At 59.7% G+C, this 19,740-nt stretch carries 16 protein-coding genes; 9 read left to right on the top strand and 7 right to left on the bottom strand.

From position 1 onward, the window contains the following. Positions 1–87: 87 nt before the first annotated feature. Entirely contained in the window at positions 88–1,191 is a 1,104-nt protein-coding gene (locus AQZ52_RS14315; RefSeq protein WP_067912408.1) for a glycine cleavage T C-terminal barrel domain-containing protein, read from the top strand. Positions 1,192–1,202: 11 nt separating this feature from the next. After that, on the top strand, positions 1,203–2,705 hold the full coding sequence (locus AQZ52_RS14310) for a carboxylesterase/lipase family protein (protein WP_082698057.1): 1,503 nt from the start codon (positions 1,203–1,205) through the stop codon (positions 2,703–2,705). A 124-nt stretch (positions 2,706–2,829) separates the two neighbouring features. Here AQZ52_RS14310 and AQZ52_RS14305 read toward each other — a convergent pair whose 3' ends face one another. From AQZ52_RS14305 to AQZ52_RS14295, 3 genes are read right to left on the bottom strand one after another with little or no spacing between them, the layout of a single operon-like run. After that, positions 2,830–3,177: a DUF779 domain-containing protein gene (locus AQZ52_RS14305; RefSeq protein WP_067912401.1), complete on the bottom strand. Its 348-nt coding sequence runs from the start codon at positions 3,175–3,177 to the stop codon at positions 2,830–2,832. Positions 3,178–3,190: 13 nt separating this feature from the next. Beyond that, entirely contained in the window at positions 3,191–4,693 is a 1,503-nt protein-coding gene (gene adh, locus AQZ52_RS14300) for an aldehyde dehydrogenase (protein WP_067912398.1), read from the bottom strand. A gap of 11 nt (positions 4,694–4,704) precedes the next feature. Continuing rightward, positions 4,705–5,121 carry an ester cyclase gene (locus AQZ52_RS14295; RefSeq protein ID WP_067912395.1) on the bottom strand — a complete coding sequence of 139 codons (417 nt, stop codon included), beginning with the start codon at positions 5,119–5,121 and terminating at the stop codon, positions 4,705–4,707. Positions 5,122–5,600: 479 nt separating this feature from the next. Between AQZ52_RS14295 and AQZ52_RS14290 the strand changes: the two genes are divergently transcribed. The 5 genes from AQZ52_RS14290 to AQZ52_RS14270 are packed head-to-tail and all read left to right on the top strand — an operon-like array spanning position 5,601 to position 10,405. Further along, the gene (locus AQZ52_RS14290; protein ID WP_067912393.1) at positions 5,601–6,596 is read left to right on the top strand and encodes a cupin domain-containing protein; all 996 of its coding nucleotides are present in this window, start codon (positions 5,601–5,603) and stop codon (positions 6,594–6,596) included. A 7-nt stretch (positions 6,597–6,603) separates the two neighbouring features. Then, the gene (locus tag AQZ52_RS14285; RefSeq protein ID WP_067912391.1) at positions 6,604–7,329 is read left to right on the top strand and encodes an SDR family NAD(P)-dependent oxidoreductase; all 726 of its coding nucleotides are present in this window, start codon (positions 6,604–6,606) and stop codon (positions 7,327–7,329) included. A gap of 12 nt (positions 7,330–7,341) precedes the next feature. Next, complete coding sequence (locus AQZ52_RS14280) at positions 7,342–8,400, top strand: ester cyclase (RefSeq protein ID WP_156424963.1); 1,059 nt, start codon at positions 7,342–7,344, stop codon at positions 8,398–8,400. Beyond that, complete coding sequence (locus tag AQZ52_RS14275; RefSeq protein WP_205626499.1) at positions 8,397–9,344, top strand: amidohydrolase family protein; 948 nt, start codon at positions 8,397–8,399, stop codon at positions 9,342–9,344. Before AQZ52_RS14280 ends, AQZ52_RS14275 begins: the two co-directional genes overlap by 4 nt. 20 nt (positions 9,345–9,364) lie before the next feature. After that, positions 9,365–10,405: an ester cyclase gene (locus AQZ52_RS14270; RefSeq protein ID WP_067912385.1), complete on the top strand. Its 1,041-nt coding sequence runs from the start codon at positions 9,365–9,367 to the stop codon at positions 10,403–10,405. On the opposite strand, the gene AQZ52_RS14265 is transcribed toward AQZ52_RS14270, so the two are convergent. From AQZ52_RS14265 to AQZ52_RS14250, 4 genes are all read right to left on the bottom strand, one after another. Beyond that, the gene (locus AQZ52_RS14265; protein WP_067912382.1) at positions 10,402–11,418 is read right to left on the bottom strand and encodes a nuclear transport factor 2 family protein; all 1,017 of its coding nucleotides are present in this window, start codon (positions 11,416–11,418) and stop codon (positions 10,402–10,404) included. The two genes, AQZ52_RS14270 and AQZ52_RS14265, sit on opposite strands and share 4 nt — an antisense overlap. A 34-nt stretch (positions 11,419–11,452) precedes the next feature. Beyond that, a complete protein-coding gene (locus AQZ52_RS14260; RefSeq protein ID WP_067912377.1) occupies positions 11,453–13,081 on the bottom strand; it encodes a sodium:solute symporter family transporter in 1,629 nt (542 codons plus the stop codon). A 90-nt stretch (positions 13,082–13,171) separates the two neighbouring features. Then, positions 13,172–15,583, bottom strand: coding sequence for a TonB-dependent receptor (locus AQZ52_RS14255; protein ID WP_082698052.1), 2,412 nt, complete (start codon positions 15,581–15,583; stop codon positions 13,172–13,174). A 121-nt stretch (positions 15,584–15,704) separates the two neighbouring features. After that, positions 15,705–17,168 carry an alpha/beta hydrolase gene (locus AQZ52_RS14250; RefSeq protein ID WP_156424962.1) on the bottom strand — a complete coding sequence of 488 codons (1,464 nt, stop codon included), beginning with the start codon at positions 17,166–17,168 and terminating at the stop codon, positions 15,705–15,707. Between the two features lie 258 nt (positions 17,169–17,426). On the opposite strand from AQZ52_RS14250, the gene hisD reads away from it, so the two are divergent. Together hisD and AQZ52_RS14240 are read left to right on the top strand one after the other, a co-directional pair. Continuing rightward, entirely contained in the window at positions 17,427–18,716 is a 1,290-nt protein-coding gene (gene hisD / locus AQZ52_RS14245) for a histidinol dehydrogenase (RefSeq protein WP_067912370.1), read from the top strand. After that, positions 18,694–19,713, top strand: coding sequence for a LacI family DNA-binding transcriptional regulator (locus AQZ52_RS14240; protein WP_082698049.1), 1,020 nt, complete (start codon positions 18,694–18,696; stop codon positions 19,711–19,713). Before hisD ends, AQZ52_RS14240 begins: the two co-directional genes overlap by 23 nt. Positions 19,714–19,740 lie beyond the last annotated feature (27 nt).

The raw sequence follows: 19,740 nt of genomic DNA, 5'->3' as shown, positions 1-19,740 counted from the left end.
CTCATATCTGCTGAACCACAAATCGATTGCCATGGCGCGATGCGGGATGCGAGCCTTGCCGAGCTGAGGCTGTCCGGAGGAGAATGTATGGTTGCCGTGTTTCCGACCGCGCGGCTGCGCACTTCGCCCTTCTACGAAGCGACGCTCGCGGAAGGCATGGCCTCCGCCAGCATCTACAACCGCATGATCATGCCCACGACCTACGGCGATCCCGAGGCCGAGTACTGGCGGCTGATCGAAGGCGTCTCGCAGTGGGATGTCGGCGTCGAGCGGCAGGTCGAGCTCAAGGGGCCGGATGCGGGCCGTCTCGCACAGATCCTCACCGTGCGCGATGTTTCGACCTGCAAGCCCGGCCAGGGCAAATATGCGCCGATCTGCAACCATCGCGCCACGGTGATCAACGATCCCATCCTGCTCAAGCACGCCGATGATCTCTACTGGTTCTCGATTGCCGACAGCGACATCTGGCTCTGGGCCAATGCCATCGTCGCCGAACGCAGGCTCGATGTCGCGGTCAGCGAGCCCGACGTCTCGCCCATGGCCCTCCAGGGACCCAAGGCTGAGGATGTGGTCGCCACGGTCATGGGCGACTGGGTGCGCGGCCTCAGATACTTCTGGTTCCGCGATGCCGAGATCGAGGGCATTCCGGTCACCGTCCAGCGTTCGGGCTGGTCGAAGCAGGGCGGATTCGAGATCTACCTGCGCGATGGCCGCCACGGCACGCGGCTGTGGAACATCTTTAAAGAGGCCGGGCAGCCCCACGGCATCGGCCCCGGCGCGCCGACCTCGGCCGAACGCACCGAAAGCGGCCTGCTCTCGGTCGGCGGCGACACCGATGCCGATACCAATCCTTTTGAGGTGCGGCTCGGCAAATACGTCAATCTCGATGTGCCGGACGACACGCTCGGCATCGCCGCGCTGCGCCGCATCGCTGCGGAAGGGCCGCGCCGCCATCAGCTCGGTCTGATCCTCGATGGCAGCTCCCCGGCCCCGCTCGGTTTCGCGCATGAGGCAATCCGGCTGCGCGGCGCGAACGTAGGCGTCATGACCAATTGCGTGTGGTCGCCTCGGCTCAAGGCGAATATCGGCTATGCGCTGGTTGCTGTAGAGGCGCAGGCGGGCGACATGGTCGAGATCATGCGGCCTGCCGGCGTGACCGCAGCGCGGCTGGTGGAACTGCCGTTTCTATAAGGGGCAAGGTCATGCGCGGGCGAATGTGGCGAGGCCTCGCATTGCTGCTTGCGCTGCTGCCTGGTCTGGCGCGGGCCGAGGGCGCACCGACTGTCCGGATCGGCGCTCAGACCCTGATAGGAGTGCGAGAGCCGAACGGGACCGCCTCGTTTCGCGGCATCGCCTATGCGCGCCCGCCGGTCGGGCCGCTGCGCTGGCGGCCGCCCGAGCCCCTCCCCGCTGACGGCGCCACGGGCACGGTCGACGCCGCCCGCTTCGCGCCGGTCTGCCCGCAAGGCGAAGGCAACACGCGCTGGTATCGCCGCGTCGCCGCCGCCATGGGCGCCGATGCGGCGGTCGTTCCCGGTATCGAGCGGATCAGCGAGGACTGCCTCTACCTCAACGTCTGGACGCCTCAGCCGGCCCAAGCGCGGCCCCTGCCGGTCTTGGTCTGGATTCACGGCGGCTCGAACGAGAACGGTTACGCCTACGAGCCAAACTACCGCGGCGACGTGCTCGCCCGGGAAGGCGTCGTGGTCGTCTCGGTTGCCTACCGGCTGGGGCTGCTCGGCTTTTTCGCGCATCCCGCGCTGGGCGCGGACGCGGGCGGGCGGCAGGGCCTGCAAGACCAGATCGCCGCGCTGCGCTGGGTCAGGGCCCATATCGCGGCCTTCGGCGGCGATCCCGCCCGCGTGACGCTGGTCGGCGAATCCGCCGGGGGCATCGATATCGCCGTGCTCGCCACCATGCCGGGCGCGGAGAAGCTGTTTGCCCGCGCGGTGATCGAAAGCGGCTATCTCGCGCCCGATGGCGTGACCACGCAGGCGGAGGCAGAGGCTTTTGCCCGAGGCCTGTTCGATCCGGCGATCACCGCCGAGAGCCTGCGCGCGCTGCCCTGGCAGGCACTGGTCGCGCTGCAGGACGAGAAGCTGCGGGGCCGCTTCCACACCCCCGTCGCGCCATGGCCGCGCCGCAGCCGCGTGCCGCTCCTGATCGGCAGCAATGCCGACGAGTACCGCATGTATCTCCCGGCTGACGAACCCGGCCTCAAGGCTGCGCTGGCGGATGAGCTCACGGGTTTGCCGGCGGCCAAGGCGAAGCTGGTGCTGGCCCTGATTGACCGGCGCGGGGGAAGCCTGACGGACCGCGTCGAAGCGGTGAGTTCGGGCAAGGCATTCCACTGCCCCGCCGCACGCATGGCCGCAGCGACGTCCGCCAGCGGCAAACCTGTCTTCGCCTACCGCTTCAAGCGCGTGCGGCCCGGCGGGCACGGCCTCGGCGCCTATCACGGGGCGGAAATCCCCTATGTCTTCGGCACGGCCGATGCCTGGCTTCCCGCAGCGCCGCAAGACGAGGCCCTAAACCGGCAGATGCAGCAATACTGGCTGAACTTTGCCCGCACCGGCGATCCCAATGGCCCTGGCCTGCCGCGCTGGCCGCGATTCCAGGGCAATCCTGAAGTTCTGAACTTCGGCGCGACGACGGCGGCCGGCAAGATACCGACGATAACGCTCTGCAAGTTGCTTGCCCGATAGGCGCGCGTGGCTGGATAGCCAGCGATGGAAAATGAGATCGCGATAGGGGCTGCAAGGCCAAAATCTGCTAGCACGCTCTGAGCCGTTTGGCGGTGATGGAAGCCTTCAAAGCGTCTCCGTCGTGCTAGTCCGCAGAGCTCGCACCGTCCGACGGCTTGTCACGGTCAGCGCGCAATAGGAAGCGCGCTTCCCGGCCATTGTCGAGCGAGAACATGCCGCCACGCCCGGGAACAGCGTCGAGAAGAAGGGAGCGAGGCCCCCATTTCTCGAGCTGATGAGCCGACATGTAGAAGCGCGTTCCGTCAATCTGACCAATTAATACGTCGTTCGCACCCAGCCGAAACTCTCCGTCAGGAAAGCACATGGGGCTCGAGCCATCGCAGCAACCACCTGATTGATGAAAGATCACTTCTCCATGATCCGCCCTGATCGACTTCAGCAGACTGACAGCAGCAGCTGTCGCACGGATCATACGGGAGTTCCCCTCAGAAAAAGCCAAGCTTCTGCGGCGCATAACTCACCAGCAGATTCTTGGTCTGCTGGTAATGCGACAGCATCATCAGGTGATTTTCCCGGCCGATACCGGACTGCTTGTAGCCTCCAAATGCGGCGTGAGCAGGGTAGGCGTGATAACAATTGGTCCAGACCCTGCCTGCCTTGATGCCACGCCCCATGCGATAGCAGGTGCTGATATCGCGGCTCCAGACGCCTGCGCCGAGTCCGTACAAGGTATCGTTCGCGATCGAAAGCGCTTCGGCCTCATCCTTGAACGTGGTCACGCAGACAACCGGACCGAAAATCTCCTCCTGGAAGACCCGCATTCCATTGTGCCCCTTGAGCACCGTCGGCTGGATATAGTTGCCCCCCTTCAGCGCAGGCGGCACTGACGCTCGACCTCCGCCGATCAGTGTAAGTGCTCCCTCCATCTCACCAAGATCAAGATACGAGAGGATTTTTTCGACCTGTTCAGTGCTGGCCTGAGCTCCGATCATGGTCTCCATATCAAGCGGATGGCCCTGCTTGATCTGAGCAACGCGTGCGAGTGCCCGCTCCATGAACCGGTCATAGATGCTCTCGTGGATCAGCGCACGCGAGGGGCAAGTACAAACCTCTCCTTGATTGAGCGCGAACATGACGAAGCCCTCGATTGCCTTGTCGAGGAATTCGTCGTCCTCTTGCGCAACGTCGGCGAAGAATATGTTGGGCGACTTGCCGCCAAGCTCAAGCGTGACCGGAATGATGTTTTCCGATGCATACTGCATGATGAGGCGCCCAGTGGACGTCTCACCGGTGAACGCGATCTTGGATATGCGCGGCGAACTGGCAAGCGGCTTGCCGGCTTCGAGTCCGAAACCGTTGACAATGTTGATGACTCCTGCGGGTAGGAGATCACCGACAAGCTCGGCCCAGATCATGATCGACGCCGGTGTCTGCTCTGCCGGCTTGAGGACGATGCAGTTGCCGGCCGCGAGCGCCGGAGCAATCTTCCAGGCAGCCATGAGCAGCGGGAAATTCCACGGAATGATCTGACCGACCACGCCGAGCGGTTCGTGGAAATGGTACGCGACCGTCTGGCTGTCGATCTCGGAGAGCCCACCCTGCTGGGCCCTGATGCAGCCGGCGAAATACCTGAAATGATCGATTGCCAGCGGGAGGTCGGCAGCCATGCTCTCGCGTAGAGGCTTGCCGTTGTCCCAGCTTTCCGCTTGCGCGAGGAGCGCAAGGTTCTCTTCCATCCGATCAGCGATCCGGTTCAGGATACCTGCACGTTCCGCCGCGGAGGTGGTCCCCCAGTTCGGGGCTGCGCGGTGTGCAGCATCGAGCGCAAGCTCAATATCCGCAGCATCGGAACGGGCAACTTCGCACAGCACGGTTCCGTCCACAGGTGTCGGGTTGGCAAAGTACCGGCCAGAAGCGGGCGGCAAAAACTTGCCGCTGATGAAGTTCTCATATCGTGCGCGGAACGGATGCTGCGGTGCGTTGGCCATGTTCTTTTTCCTCAGGCCCAGCCGAGCTGCTTGAGCGCCCAGCCATCGTTCCAGATCTTGGTCATGTGGCTGATCTTTCCATCCTTGAACTTCATCACATAAGCATAATCGGAACGTGCTTGCAGACCGGTCGCTGCCACGGGACCATCTGCGCCGTTGTGCGTGCCCGTAAACACGGCGCAGGCAGCGACAGTCGCCCGCTCTGGATCCTCGGCGAACGCGGTCAGATCATAGGAGCCATCGGTCAGCATGGTCAGCAGGCCTTGCATCCAGTCCGCATAGGCGGCGAGCGTGGTGATCTCTGCGATGGCCCCGGATTGCGCCGAAAAGCCAGCGTCGGGATGGCAGTAGGGCTGACATGCTCCCCAACCCTGCCCGGTTTCGCAGGCTTCGAAGAATGCGCGGGCCGTATCGAGATTGCCTGTCATGTGTCGCTTCCTGTCCCATCCAATTCATATATGCATTCGCAGTCATATCAGGAGCCGTGAACCGGCACAAGTTGCTTGCGCAATCGCTGGCGGCTGTCCCGCGATTGCCAAGAAGGGCATGGCAAAGCCCCGGCCGGACAATGACGAGCCTTGCAGGTCAGCTGGGCCTTCAAGCAATAGCTCGCGCTCGCTCCTCGCAAGCGCTTGCGGCGGTCTGTTGAGCTCTGTTGAGCACCGACCTCGCCATACCGCGCCGATGCGGATTATTGGCATGACCTGAATATTTGAATTGACTGCGAATGCATTTTTGCCCTCTAAGTGGGAGCAGAGGATAGCTGAAGGCGCATCTTGTGCTCCGGGCGGCATGGCGGATGGAGGCAGGCAACCTCCGCTCGGGCGCCACTGCGGACATAGCGATCGCAAACGTCCGCATGCGTTGCTGAGGCTGCCCTTGAACAGACAAACGGAGCGAGTCTTTCATGCACGATACAATTCCTCAGCAGGAAGGCAGTTCGCTTGAGGCGCGGATCGTGCGCTATGCGCATCTCGCCCCATGCCGCGATGCGTTCATCGACACACGCTCTCCAGGTTCGGACCAGAAGGAAAACTTCACGATCATCGGCCCCGGGGTGGCCGAGAATCCCAATCAGTTCGTCCACATCACCGAAGCCCACGGCTTCAACATAGGCGGCGCGCGGCAACCACCTGGCTGCCTGAATTCGCAGCATAGCCATGACACAGTCGAAGTATTCTACGTCCACTCCGGCCAGTGGAAATTCATGACTGGCGAACATGCCACAGATGGCGAGGTAACGATGGGCCCCGGCGATCTGATCTCGATCCCGACTGGCATCTTCCGGGGTTTTGAGAACATCGGAACAGAAACGGGCTTTCTTTGGGCCGTGCTCGGTGGCGATGATCCCGGGCATGTCCTCTGGGCGCCATATGTCTTCGAGATGGCCAAGAATTATGGCCTTGTTCTACTCGAGGACGGGACCCTGATCGATGCGGCAAAGGGACAGACGATTCCCCCGAACGCGAGGATCATGCCGGCGACCACTCGCGAACAAGTCGAGAGCATGAGGCTGGTGGGCTCAAGTGAACTCGAGCAATGCGTGCTTCGGCATGGCAGCGCGCGGCCATCCGCCGTGTTTTCCGGCATCAGTGGTGTGACGGATCGCGGACTGGTCGGTGCGGAACCGATCACCTGGCCACACGGTTTTTCGGTGAGCGAGGTTACGCTGGCAGCCAGCGCATATGTCCCTGACCATATCTTTGACGTGCCCGATGTCTGGTTTGTCCAACAGGGAAGCATCGAGATCACAATTGCCGATGAGACACTGAACTGCGGCCCGGGCGATACCATTACGGTTCCGCGTGGCTGCCGTCGCGCCATGCGAAACACCGGCTTGACAGCAGCGATTGTCGTCCAGGTGCGCGGAGGTGACACATTGCCCCGAATGGTGCGGAACTGAGGGTGTGATGAGCGGTCCTCTCGCAGGCAAGCGCGCAATCGTAACCGGCGCAAGCAAAGGGTTGGGACGTGCGATTTGCTTGTCGCTGCTGGACGCCGGAATGCACGTTGTGGGCGTCGCTCGTCCTTCGGCCGAACTGGACTCGGCGCGGGCTGAGTTTGGACCAGCCTTCACCGCATGGCCGCTGGATGTGACAAGTGACGCGCTAATCGAAGCAATCGAGCGGGAGCAACCCTTTGACCTGCTCGTCAACAATGCCGGCACCAATCATCCGCAACCATTTGTCGATGTTGCTGATGAGACGCTTGACCAGTTGCTGGCGCTCAATGTCCGGGCACCGTTCCGCGTTGCCAGAAGCATCGCCCGAGGAATGCCCTCGGGCGGCGTGATCATACATATGACGAGCCAGATGGGCCACGTCGGATCACCCAATCGCACTGTTTACTGTATGACCAAACATGCGATCGAGGGGCTCGCCAAGGCCATGGCAGTCGAGCTTGCCCCCGCAGGAATTCGGGTCAATTGCATCGCTCCGACATTTGTAAAAACGCCCATGACCGAGCGGATGCTGTCCGATCCGTCTTTCGCTGCATTTGTCGATCGGATGATTCCGATGAGCCAATTGGCCAGCCCTGACCAGATCGCTGCCGCAGTCATCTATCTTGCATCCCCGGCCGCCGCGATGATCACCGGGCACAGCCTCGTGATCGACGGTGGCTGGACGGCCCAGTAACGGAAGCTTCACGTGCCCGAATCTGTAACCATGGTCAGCGTGACCGACATAGACACGATGATGAACCCAGGCGCGGAACGGCGCATGGATCTGCCTGGCTTCGATCCGGAGTTCGTCGATTTCCCGCATTATATCATCCGGATAACGGAGCGGATCTGGCATGATCGCGAAGTTGATCTGTGTCTTAAATGGTATGCAAAAGACTGCATCATTCACACGCTTGCCGGACCGATTGTCGGTGCTCAAACAGTTGTCGACAATACCTGGGCGACCCTCCGCGCATTTCCCGATCGCCGCCTCGATGGTGACAACGTCGTGTGGTCTCAGGAAGGGGAAGGCACCTTCCTCTCCTCGCATCTTATAACATCAAAAATGACCAATCTGGGCGAGAGCGATTTCGGCCCAGCCACCGGTCAGCAGGTTCTGGTGCGCACAGTCGCCGACTGCCTGTGCCGCGAGAACCGGGTGGTTGAGGAATGGCTGGTGCGCGACAATCTGGCGCTGGTGAACCAGCTCGGTTTTGATGCGGCGCAGGTTGCGAAGAGGCAGGCAGCTGCGGACAGAGCTGTGGGCACGTCGCTCATCGAGAAGCTCGCGCCTTACTGGTCTGCCGTGTTCGAAGCACCTGATACGCCCGTGCAGACGCCGGCGGCACGGATCGCCACAGAACTGCTTCGCGCGCGCTGGGCGCAGCCGAGCGAGGCCTGCGCCCGAAAGTTGTCCGACTTCCGGCTTAATGCGTGGGTCCCTGGCGGGATCTTCCTTTATGGTCCTGATCAGGCCTGGCAATGGCAACAAGGCATCCGCGATGCCATTCCCGACGCGCATATGCGTTTCGAGCACATTGCAGAAATTCCTTATCTTGGCGACGCGCGGGATGTTGCGGTGCGCTGGTCGCTGTCCGGTCATCATCGCGGAAAGGGGCGCTACGGCAATCCGACCGGTGCGCCGCTGCACATTCTCGCAGTATCGCACTTCCGCATCATCAACGGCCGCGTCCGCGAAGAAGTGACGGTCTGGGATGACATCGCGGTCATGCGGCAAGTCGAAAGCGCATGGCTGCAACCATGAAGGGCGTTTCCCGCATCGTCGATGCCCACCATCACCTGTGGGACCTCGGTGCCGAGCATCGCTATCCCTGGCTCATGAAGCAGAGTGTGGTGCGCTTCTTTGGCGATCCCGCTCCAATTCAGCGCAACTACGGTGTGACCGAATTTCGCGATGATATCGGCGCCTTGCCCATTGTTGCGAGCGTCCACATCCAGGTCGGGGTCGACAGCGGTGACGAGCTCGCAGAAACGCTCTGGTTGCAGGATCAGCACCGCCGGCACGGGCTGCCGAGCGCTATCGTTGCCTTTTGCGATCTGACTGCAGCCCGCCTGCCCCCAAGACTGGACGACCATTGCGCTGCAAATGCCTTGCGCGGCATTCGGCAGATCGTGGGCCGCAGCGCAGAAGAGGATCGTGACTCGGGCAGCGATGCGCTGCTCGACAATCCTGCTTTTCTCGAAGGGCTTATTCACCTTGCGCAGCGCGGTTTGAGCTTCGATCTGCAACTGATTCCTGGGCAGATGGAGCGCGCGGCAAAGCTCCTCAGGAAGGTGCCGAATCTTCGGGTCGCGCTTTGCCATGGCGGCAGCCTGAGCGATTTCTCTCCTGAAGGCAGGGCATGCTGGAAGCGTGGTATCAGTCGTCTCGCCAAACTGCCGAACGTCATCTGCAAGCTGTCCGGCTTTGGCATGTTCGACAAGCGCTGGTCTGCCGACAGCATTCGCGAGCAATTCTATACAGCGCTCGACGCATTTGGCCCTTCGCGCATCGCCTTCGGCTCGAACTTCCCGGTCGACAAGCTCGCCATGGGGTATGGACAAGTCTGGCGCCGATACTTCCAGCTGACCGCCGGGCTTTCCAGCTCCGAGCGGCAGCAGATGTTCCACGATACGGCCGCTGATTTCTACAATCTGCCGCGACAGGCCGAACCAGCCAGAATGATTCTCACGCCCGATCAAGCGTGACAAAGAAAGAAGGACCGTCGATGTCAGAGAAGCTCCTCAAGTCCGCGATTGCGCCGCTCCAGAAGGCACTTTCAGCCGTCGATGCAAAACCGGCGCGGGCCATGCTCAAGACCGTTATGGACGAGAGCGTTGAAATCAGGATGTGCCACCCCTTCGGCGATCTTGTTGGTCCGGCAGCCTTCTTTGATCACTGTCTTGCTCCGCTTCTGAGCGCCATGCCGGATCTGGAACGGCGCGACATGATCGTGGTTGGTGGGACGACACCTGAAGGAAGCGACTGGATCGGCTGCATGGGCAATTTCATGGGGACGCTCGTGGCACCATTCCTCGACATCCCGCCGACCGGGCGTTTGGCACACATGCGTTATCACGAGTTTTTTCGGATTGAACACGGTCGGATCGTCGAGATGCAGGCGATCTGGGACATTCCCGAACTCATGATGCAGGCGGGGGCTTGGCCGATGGCGCCGCAATTGGGTGCCTACCTGTGCACCCCCGCACCGATGAGCGGAGATGGTCTGCGTGTTTCAGGGGATGGCAAAGCCGCACTCGACCATGTCGTCGCCATGCTGGAGGATTTGTGCCGCCATCCGGCCAATCCGGACCCCAAGATCATGCAACTTGAAAAGTACTGGCACCCCCGCTTCAATTGGTATGGCCCAGCTGGCATCGGCACTGCCAGGGGCATTTCGGGATTTCGCAACTGGCACCAGATCCCGTTTCTGCGAGCCATGCCTGACCGCAAACTCGATGCGATGGGTGATCTGATGTCGCACTGGGTCAGCGAAGGCGACTATGTATGCGAAACGGGCTGGCCCAATATGCGCCTGACGCTTTCACACGACGGCTGGATGGGGATTGCGCCGGCCGGCAAAGAGGTTCTGCTTCGCAGCCTCGATTTCTGGCGAGTTGAGGGCGGCCTGATCCGCGAGAACTGGGTGCTGGTCGATTTGCTCGATCTCTACAGGCAAGTGGGCGTAGACGTCCTCGGGCGGCTGCGCGAATTCAACAAGGCCCGCAATCTTGGGATCATTGCGGTGCCTGATGGCATGGATGCCTAAGGCAATGCGTTCATCGTGCGCATGCGAGCAAAGATATCGAGACCCTGCATCTTGAGATACCAGGGTATGTCCATGAATACCCAGTTCTCGGCCAATTTGTCACCGTCGCGGCGGTAGATGTCGACGACGCGCATATCTCCTGGGGTCTGAGATGCAGGGAGACCGAGAAAGCCGCCTGCCGGGCGGTTCGTAAGGTTTGGCCAGCCGAAAAAGCCTGCATAGGAGCCTTCGGCGAAGCGCGCGATGTGACCATTATAGACTTTGTCGGCCAGGCCCTCACGAAACGGGAACTGGTGCTGCGCCTGATAGCGCGTGATCGACATGGTGGCCCCGATGCCGGCAGGGCCATACCACACCATGTCATCATGCCACGTTCGGGCAAGATACTCAGGCGAACAGCGATCGACGCCGCTCCGGTTCAGAGCATCGAGATCGGCGATCATGCGGTTGACCAGTTCCAGGGTCGCAGCGCCCTCTGCCGGGTCACTCTCGCCCCACAGCAGGCCATCATGCCTGCGTGGTCCAGGATAGATGAAATAGCATCCCGTTGCCGGCGGGAGGGGGTAACATCCGGCCTGCTGCATCAGGCCAACCACATCGAAGAAGATCGCGGTCTGGTTTATGCTTTCGTTTCGCACCTCGTGAAATTCGGCAAATCGCAGCGAGGCGATCTTTCCGGTTGCCGGGATGTCCAGCCAGGGCCTGTCGTAGAGGCCCATCAGGTGGCCCATGGAGCAGGTCCAGATGGCGCGTTCATCGCCGGCATCATTGTGTCCAGCGAAAAAAATGTCGCGTCGCCATTGGCGTTTCGAAAATGCGCGCATAAGCGGCTCAAGCACTTGCGCAGCAACCTGATGGGCATCGAGGTCTTCCCCCAGAGGGTAAGTGCCGCGCCATTTGTAGTCAGGTGCAACGTGCGCCTGCAACAGGCTGCCTGCCTCACCCTCGCCTGCAGTATCCAGCATGGCGTGATATGCCAGAACGATCTGCTTGGCTTTGCAAATGCCGGTCATAGCCTAGCCAGATTCCCGGTTGTTGGCGATGACATCAACCAAGGGTCTGGAAATAGGCAAGGAATGCGACGATCAATCCGAACCAGACAAGAAGCCCCCAGACCGGTCGATCAATCCTGCCCGGCACCAAGTGCCAACCGTCCTGCATTTGAGGCAAGCCCTCGCGAATAAACCGAAGCCTTTGGCCGGGCACCGTATACTCATGCCAATCGGATTTGCTGCCATGAAGCATTTGGCTAGCCAGCAAAGTTACGGCGATATTGGCGGAGCCACCAATCACCACATACCAGGGCCAGGCAACATTGACGGGAGCAAGGCCGAGCGGCGGACATCCATAAACCACGATGGCCAGGGTGACGAAGCTCGCAGCAATACCGATGAGCAAACCATCTTCGGTTGTATGCTTGGAATATGCCCCGAGACCAAAGGTCGCCAACTGGGCGCCAACGAAGAAGGAGCCGACTTCGGTCAGTCGTTCAAGAATGGAGCCGCCACTGCCGACAAAGGCATAGGAGATCGGGATCGAGATCACCCCCCACATCAGGGTGAATCCCCGCGACGCCCAGAGATACTGCCCGTCGCTTCCGTTGCGATTGTAGAAGCGCTGGTAGAAATCGGCCACCGAGGTTGTTGCGAGGGAATTGAACGAAGCCGACAAGGCCGACATCGTTGCAGAGAGGATCGCCGCGGCGAGCAGCCCCATCAAGCCCGGAATCTGAAGGCTCTGTGCGTAGATCAGAATGATCTCGTTTGGCTGCTTGAACGGCACCCCCTTGAAGTGAACGTAGAGCAGTGCACCGATGAGAAAGAACAGGAAGTAGATGACGAAGCCGGCATAGCCCATCGTCAAATAGCTCTTTTTCGCATCGCCAATATTCTTTGCAGCAAGAGCGCGTTGCACCATCATCTGGTTCGCACCGTAGACTGTGATGTGATAAAGGGTCATTGCTCCAACGCCGGCCCAGACGGTAGGTGCGATCGTGAAGTCCAGCGCGGTGTTCAGGGCCTGCAGTTTGCCCGCTGCGCGCAGTTGATGCAGCGCTTCATCCAGCGGAGTCGGGCCGTGCAGCAGATTCCACAGGATAACACCGGCACCGGCGAAGAGAATCGTGGCCTGCAGGACATCGGTCCAGATTACAGCCTCGAGCCCGCCGACCATTGTGTAGCCCAGCACCAGAGCGGTGATGATGAGGATGCTGGTGTGGACATCGATGCCGGTGACGAATGTGGTCACAACTGATGCGGCAACTACGATCGAGGCCGATGTGATGACCTGCGAAAACATGAAAATGAGTGCGAGTACCGAGCGCGTTCTCACTCCAAAACGGTGCTCAAGGTACTCATAAATTGATGGCGCGCCGCTGTTGAAGAAGAATGGCAGCAGAACGGTGACCACCACAAACACCACCAGCGGGTAGTTCATGTGGATTGCCAACGCAGCCATGCCCGACCCATAAGCCCAGGCCGGTGCGCCCAGAAATGACAGGGCGCTCACATAGGTCGCGACAACCGAGACCCCTAGCGCCCACCACGGGAGGTTGCGCGATCCCAACTGAAAGTCCGAAGCACTGGCAACGCTGCGGCTTGCAAACAGGCCTATTGCGACAGTGATGCATAGATAGGCAATGACAATAGCCCAGTTCAGCAAACCGAATTCAGCCATGCCATTCCCCTGCCCGCCCCGGACACACCCGGTGCCGTATCACGAAAATCTCCGGGGGCAGCCCTGCGCTGCCCCCGGGAGCCGCATCATCTAGAAGCTTACACCGACCCGAACACCCCAAATGCGAGGGTCGCCGTAGTTCGCCTGGATCGACGCGGTGGGGAAGTTCGCCTCATCAGGCTTGAAAATCACCGAACGCACGAGAACCGCCTTGTTGGTGACATTCTCGACAAAACCTTCGACGGTCAGCCCCTTCGCCTTGTTGCGCCAAGTCAAGCGCAAGTCCAGCTTTGCAAAGGCTGACTGATCCGAACCGGGAAGGTTGTAGTCGTAGCTCCAATATTTGTTCGAGTAGTAGATCTGTGCCATCGGTGTAATGGAGTTGTCGTCATCGATGTCGAAGACATATCCCGTCGTCAGCGTGGCAGAAAGCGTCGGAGCAAGCGCAGGGCGCCAGCCACGCAGCTGAAGGCCAGGTGTTCCTCCTGCCGCGATAATCTGGGCATTGGTGCGGGTGACGTCCTGCCGGCCCTGGTAGTTGCCGAGACCGTTCAGGCGGCTCACAAGGTAGTTGCCGAACTTGGCGTCGAGCAAAGAGACCGAACCGTTGGCAAAGAAGCTCTTGCCGGGACGCCAGTTGAACTCGATCTCGGCACCCTTCGAGTTTATCTCGCCGCCGTTGCTCGTGAACTCGGAGGCAATGCACGAGGCTGGGTTGTTGGGATCAAGGCAGGCTGAAACGAACGACTGGGCCTGCATGTTGCGGTAGCGGTTGACAAACAGCGAACCGTTGAGCGTCAACGTGCGATCAAACAGCTGGGTCTTGAAGCCTGCTTCATAGGCCGTGACTGTTTCCGGTCCAAAAACGGCTGGCGCACCTGCAGCGACGAGCTGCGCGCCATTCACGCCACCAACCCGGTAACCGGTCGATACGTTGGCGTAGAGCAGGATATCGGGTGCCGGCACATATTCGAGGCCGGCCTTCCACAACACCTTGTTGCCGCCGCCGCCATTGGCACCGCCGATGAGCTTCTGGCTATCGTTGTTGTACCGGATCCCGCCGGACACTCGCAGGCCTTCGATTAGCTGAAATGAGCCATTGGCGAAGACGGCCTTGGATTCTGAAACAAAGGAGTCGCGAATGTTGGTGTTGTAACGGGTGTATTTTCCATTGGCGAGATAACCAAAATCATTGATGGACGATTGCCTGAAATAATAACCACCGATCAGCCATTTGAATCTTGTTTCGCCGTTGGATGCCACCCGGAGTTCGGTTGAGTAGCTCTTCTGATCGTTGTCGTAGCCCGCAAAGAAGTTATTGAGCGAATCCTGCCCGTACTGCCCGTAATGATATCCATCCGAATAATCAGGGTCATAATACGAAAGCGAACGGTACTTGTTATAAGCACCAATGAAGCTCACAGTCGCCGGGCCAAAGTCGTAATTGAATTGCAGATTGACATCGTCACCCTTTGCAAGCCCCCGCGAAGGGCCATCGCGCGAAATGTTATAGGGGCTGACATCTGTCACCTTGGAGGCACCGGTCGGGCCTGTCGATGCTGCTGAGTCGGGACCAGGACGGAAGCAATGGCCTGAACGGTACACCGATGTTGCCGAAAGGCCGGTTGCGGTCGAGGGATCGCCAAGGTTTTGGTAGCATCCGATCTGGGTGTAGCCGTAGGGACCATCATTGTTGATGTCGCGATTGTACTTCGTGTAGCGGATCGTGGCATCGAAGGAGCTCGAAGGCTTCCACTTGGCCGTGATGCGTCCGATCTGAACATTCTCATTGCGCAGATCGTCCGAAGGGCCATCGAGGAAAGTGTTTATGATGTAGCCGTCGTGCTTTTCACCGAGAGCCGAAATGCGGATGGCGAATGTGTCGGAGATCGGCAGATTGAGTGCCGCCTCACCACGGATGCGATTGTAATCGCCGTAGGTGACTTGCGCATTGCCGGAAATCCGGTCGAATTTCGGCTCGTTGGAGATGATGTTGATGGCACCGGCAAACGTGTTGCGCCCGTAGAGGGTACCCTGCGGTCCACGCAGGACTTCAATGCGGTTCACATCAAGGTATGCCGCCATGACCTGGCCGACCGTGGCGACGTACGCGCCATCGTTGAAAACGCCGACCACTTGCTGAGCTTGCGGACCGACATTGTTGGTGCGCGCACCGCGAATGGCCACACGAGCTTCAGTACCCGAAAAGCCGATCCGCACACCCGGAACGGCCATGCCGATCCGGGTCGGGTCAACAATGCCGGCAGACTTCAGCGATTCTTCGCCGAGCGCGGTCACTGCAGCAGGGATCGACTGAACATTCTCAGCGCGCTTTGTCGCGGTGACGATAATCTCACCGCCAAACCTTCCATCATCGCCGGACTTCGCCGCGTCCTGCGCTGTGGTCGGCTTCGTCTTTTCCTGCGCTATGGCCGGCGATGCTGCACAAAGAGCGGCAACCGCCACGCCGCTGAACATCAAGCCACGATGCAATTGGGTCATTTTTTAGGCCTCCCCGGCGCTGTCGAATCGCGCGAGATCTTTATTGACTGCGAATGCAATCCGGTGTCAATGCAATTTTGACTGCGAATGCATAATCAGGTTGAAGGCGGTTTCCGCACTTTCAACGGAAGAGCGCTAAGTCACGCTTGATGATGATGGCGTAAGGCTCGTGCGAACCGGCAGGCGAGAACCAGCCGTGGCTGCTGAGGCGGAGCGTATGGGTACCGCCGATGTATTCATGGGGTTTGCAGTATCCGCCACGCCGGGCGATCCGTGCGCAAAGATCATAGTTCCATCTTGGCAAAGAATAATAGTCTCTGTCTGAAAAATGGAGGGCCACTCGCGCAGAGATGAATCTCTCCGCGTAAAAGCCCCCAAGGTCTTGAATCATGGAAGCTACACGAGGATCATGGTTTATTTTATAGCCTTTTGGCTTCACACCTTCCAAAATCGAGAAATTGGCATCTCCCAAATCGGAGACATTTTGGCTTAGACTCCGGTACATCTCCGAGTATCCAGCCACGACAACATCACGCACACTTGCTTCGCCATACTGCCCCTTTTGCCAGGTCCATTCTCGCGGATCCGGCGTTTCAATGCTGTCGCTGGGCCAGCCGAACACGAAGTTGGGATTGACGGTTCCATCTCGCCCCCTCGCTGACCCGGTCCATGTGCCGTCTCCGGCCAGGAAAGCTTCGCTCGATTCTGCCATCGGACGGAAGGTTTCGACCTGGGTAAACCGGTCGGGGAATGTCCCGGACATGATCGAGCCGGCACGCGGGCGGTTGACCACCTTAGACCCATGTCCAGCCACCGCGAGAACCGTCAGCGCCACGTCACCGCCTTGCGAATGCCCAGACACGTAAAGCCGCTTGAGGTTAAGGCTGACCGTGCCAGAATGACGACCATAATCTTGGAAATTCAGCATTTTAATGCTTGAAAGCCCATCAATCAGGTTGAGGCTATCGATCGCATAAAGGATCGGCGCGATATGCGTTGCATTGTCCCAAGCAGCCATCGAAGCGCGCCCGCCCGCCACTTGGCCGTTGACTGTGCCGTGGCCGCGATACCCCGGCGTGACGACAACAAAACCAGCCTTGGCATAGGCATCGATCATCTCTGCGTACATCGAATCTGGTGTGTAGGAGAAATGAAAGTCCTTCGCCGCCTCGTAGCCAACCCATCCGTGGAGGAATACGATTACCGGATAACCGCCAGGCGGCGGCGGTGCATGCGGAACATCTAAGCGCGCATACAGCCTGAGCCCATCGGACTGGTAGCTTGCGAGGACGCTAGAATAGGGGCCTGGACCTCCGCCAAAAAAGCGCTCGGCGTATACTCGCGCGTTCGGTCCGGTCGCAAGATCGGCAAGGATCCGCAAGGTGCTGCCATAATGCCTCGCGCGCAGCGCAGCGATTGTCAGGTCCTTCAGCGATTGCAACCGAACGCCGGCTTCGGCTGGCGCCTGCTTTTCAGCCTTCACCGATGGCGTCACTTCGCGCGCACTGACTACGGTCATTGTGAGCATTGAAGCCACGATCGCTATCATATCCCGCATGGCCAACCCCTTGAACAGCATCGCCAATTCCACTCTGACCGCATGCTACCTAGCGGCCTTTGCACGGCAGGTCGCCAAGACAAAATTGGCTCAGCATGACTGCGAAAGCAAATTGAAATTGCCGCTAAGCGAGGAAGATCTATCCCCAGACCGTGGGCTAGCAATCACTGGGATTCGCAGCCGGAGAGCTGCACGCCACAGCCTTTCGCTGAGAGTAATTGCCTTCGCAGTCATTCAAGCTTAGATGCGGCACATATCGAATCAAACGACACAGGAGACATCTGCTTGGCACGCTTTCTGAAAACCGGCATCACGGAAGACGCCGCAGCTGAGGCAGATGCACAGGTCCGCTCGACCGTCGAAGCCATTATCATGGACATCAAATGCCGCGGTGATGAGGCGGTTCGGGAGTGGTCGGCCAAGTTCGACAATTGGTCACCTGATGATTTCCGACTGTCCCAAGCGCAAATTGACGAAGCCTATGCCGCGCTCGATGCACAGACAATCGAGGATATCCGATTTGCCCAGGCGCAAGTCCGCAATTTTGCGCAAGTGCAGCGCAATTCGTTGCAGGATGTCGAGGTCGAAACGCTGCCCGGTGTGATACTCGGCCACAAAAATCTGCCGGTAAGCTCGGTCGGTTGTTATGTCCCGGGTGGCAAGTACCCCTTGGTCGCCTCGGCACACATGAGCGTCGTCACAGCCAAAGTCGCCGGGGTAAAGCGCGTCGTTTCGGTCGCGCCACCGTATCAGGGCAAGCCAAACCCAGCCATTGTTGTCGCCATGCATATGGCTGGCGCCGACGAAATCTATTGCGTCGGCGGTGTTCAGGCGATTGCCGCGATGGCGCTCGGCACGGAGACGATTGCCCCAGTGGACATGATTGTGGGTCCCGGCAATGCATTTGTGGCCGAAGCCAAGCGGCAGTTGTTTGGCAGGGTCGGGATCGATCTTCTTGCTGGCCCCACCGAGACGCTGGTGATCGCCGACGATACCGTTGATGGCGAACTGTGTGCGGCTGACCTGCTTGGTCAGGCGGAGCATGGCCTCAACTCACCCGCCATCCTGCTGACTAATTCAGAAGGCTTGGCGCAAGACACCCTGGCTGAGATCGAACGTCAACTGACTATCCTGCCAACCGCTCCGATCGCTGCAAAGGCTTGGGCCGATTATGGCCAAGTGATCGTCGCAGACTCCTATGAAGAGATGGTCAGTATCGCTGACGAGATAGCCTCTGAGCACGTTCAGGTCATGACAAAGGACCCTGAATACTTTCTGGATAACATGACCAACTACGGGGCTTTGTTCCTTGGCCCGCGCACAAACGTTTCCTATGGCGACAAAGTGATCGGTACCAACCACACGCTTCCCACTCGCAAAAACGCTCGGTTTACCGGTGGGCTTTGGGTTGGCAAGTTCATCAAGACGTGTACCTATCAGCGCGTTCTGACCGACGAAGCCAGCGCCATGGTGGGTGAATATTGCTCGCGCCTCTGCGCAATCGAGGGGTTCGCCGGTCACAAGGAGCAAGCTGACATCCGGGTAAGGCGTTATGGCAAACAAGAAGCTGTCTGAGGCTATCGGCGCGACTTCGTACGACGTGGCCGAGTTGGCTGGCGTTTCACAGTCCGCTGTTAGCCGTGCATTTCGTAAGGGGGCATCGGTTTCGCCGAAAACCCGCGAGAAGATCATGCGCGCCGCAAAGCAGCTCGGCTACCAGCCCAATGCTTTTGCCCGCGGCCTGATCACCCGCCGCACCAACCTCATCGCGGTCGTGATTTCCAATCTCACCAACCTCAATTATCCTGAGGTTCTGGCTGAACTCACCCAGCGCCTGTCTGCCGTTGGCAACCGGGTGTTGCTGTTCAGCCTAGCTGCCGAATCCGATGTCAACGAGGTGCTCGACCAGATTTGGCCGTACAGGGTAGACGGCGCAATCGTTGCGGCCCGGCTGACTGACGATCAGATTGAGCAATTCAATGATCGGGGCGTTCCGATCATCCTGTATAACCGTGTTGGCGACATGGTGCCTGCGGCCAGCGTCTGCTGCGACTCTGCCTCCGGCGAGCGTGAATTGGTGAAGCACCTTCTCGCCGCTAGGCACCGCCGCTTCGGCATCATCGCGGGACCTGAAGACAGCTATGTCGGTGAAGAACGCCTCGCCTCCGCGCGGCGAAGTCTCGAGCAGGCGGATATCACGCCATTGGTCCATCGCGGCCGGTTCGACTATGATTCGGGCAAGGAAGGTCTGCGCGTATTGCTGGATCAGGCGGGGGGCAAACTCGATGCGGTCATCTGCCTCAATGATGTCATGGCGATCGGCGCGATTGACTGCGCCCGCACTCTTTTCAACCTGTCCATCCCCAATGACCTCTCGATCGTCGGTTTCGACGGCGTAGGTCCCGCAACCTGGTTGGGCTATCGGCTGACAACCATCCGTCAGCCTGTGCGGCGGATGACGCAGGCGGCAGTTTCCATGCTGCTCGAACGCGTCGAAAATCCTGGAATGATTCCGGAGCAGCGGCTTTTTGGCGGCGAATTGCTCACCGGACAGTCTGCACGACTGGGATGAGGCATTGTACGCCTCTCCTGATCCCGG

The organism is Novosphingobium fuchskuhlense (assembly GCF_001519075.1).
Classification (GTDB): Bacteria; Pseudomonadota; Alphaproteobacteria; order Sphingomonadales; family Sphingomonadaceae; genus Novosphingobium; species Novosphingobium fuchskuhlense.
Note: the sequence above shows the minus strand (reverse complement) of the source record. Positions and strands in the feature narration are given on the sequence as shown.

Excerpts from the sequence above, each read along its gene's own strand:
- AQZ52_RS14315 (WP_067912408.1), top strand. The coding sequence starts at position 88 with ATGGTTGCCGTGTTTCCGACCGCGCGGCTGCGCACTTCGCCCTTCTAC.
- AQZ52_RS14310 (WP_082698057.1), top strand. The coding sequence starts at position 1,203 with ATGCGCGGGCGAATGTGGCGAGGCCTCGCATTGCTGCTTGCGCTGCTG.
- AQZ52_RS14305 (WP_067912401.1), bottom strand. The coding sequence starts at position 3,177 with ATGATCCGTGCGACAGCTGCTGCTGTCAGTCTGCTGAAGTCGATCAGG.
- adh (WP_067912398.1), bottom strand. The coding sequence starts at position 4,693 with ATGGCCAACGCACCGCAGCATCCGTTCCGCGCACGATATGAGAACTTC.
- AQZ52_RS14295 (WP_067912395.1), bottom strand. The coding sequence starts at position 5,121 with ATGACAGGCAATCTCGATACGGCCCGCGCATTCTTCGAAGCCTGCGAA.
- AQZ52_RS14290 (WP_067912393.1), top strand. The coding sequence starts at position 5,601 with ATGCACGATACAATTCCTCAGCAGGAAGGCAGTTCGCTTGAGGCGCGG.
- AQZ52_RS14285 (WP_067912391.1), top strand. The coding sequence starts at position 6,604 with ATGAGCGGTCCTCTCGCAGGCAAGCGCGCAATCGTAACCGGCGCAAGC.
- AQZ52_RS14275 (WP_205626499.1), top strand. The coding sequence starts at position 8,397 with ATGAAGGGCGTTTCCCGCATCGTCGATGCCCACCATCACCTGTGGGAC.
- AQZ52_RS14270 (WP_067912385.1), top strand. The coding sequence starts at position 9,365 with ATGTCAGAGAAGCTCCTCAAGTCCGCGATTGCGCCGCTCCAGAAGGCA.
- AQZ52_RS14265 (WP_067912382.1), bottom strand. The coding sequence starts at position 11,418 with ATGACCGGCATTTGCAAAGCCAAGCAGATCGTTCTGGCATATCACGCC.
- AQZ52_RS14260 (WP_067912377.1), bottom strand. The coding sequence starts at position 13,081 with ATGGCTGAATTCGGTTTGCTGAACTGGGCTATTGTCATTGCCTATCTA.
- AQZ52_RS14255 (WP_082698052.1), bottom strand. The coding sequence starts at position 15,583 with ATGACCCAATTGCATCGTGGCTTGATGTTCAGCGGCGTGGCGGTTGCC.
- AQZ52_RS14240 (WP_082698049.1), top strand. The coding sequence starts at position 18,694 with ATGGCAAACAAGAAGCTGTCTGAGGCTATCGGCGCGACTTCGTACGAC.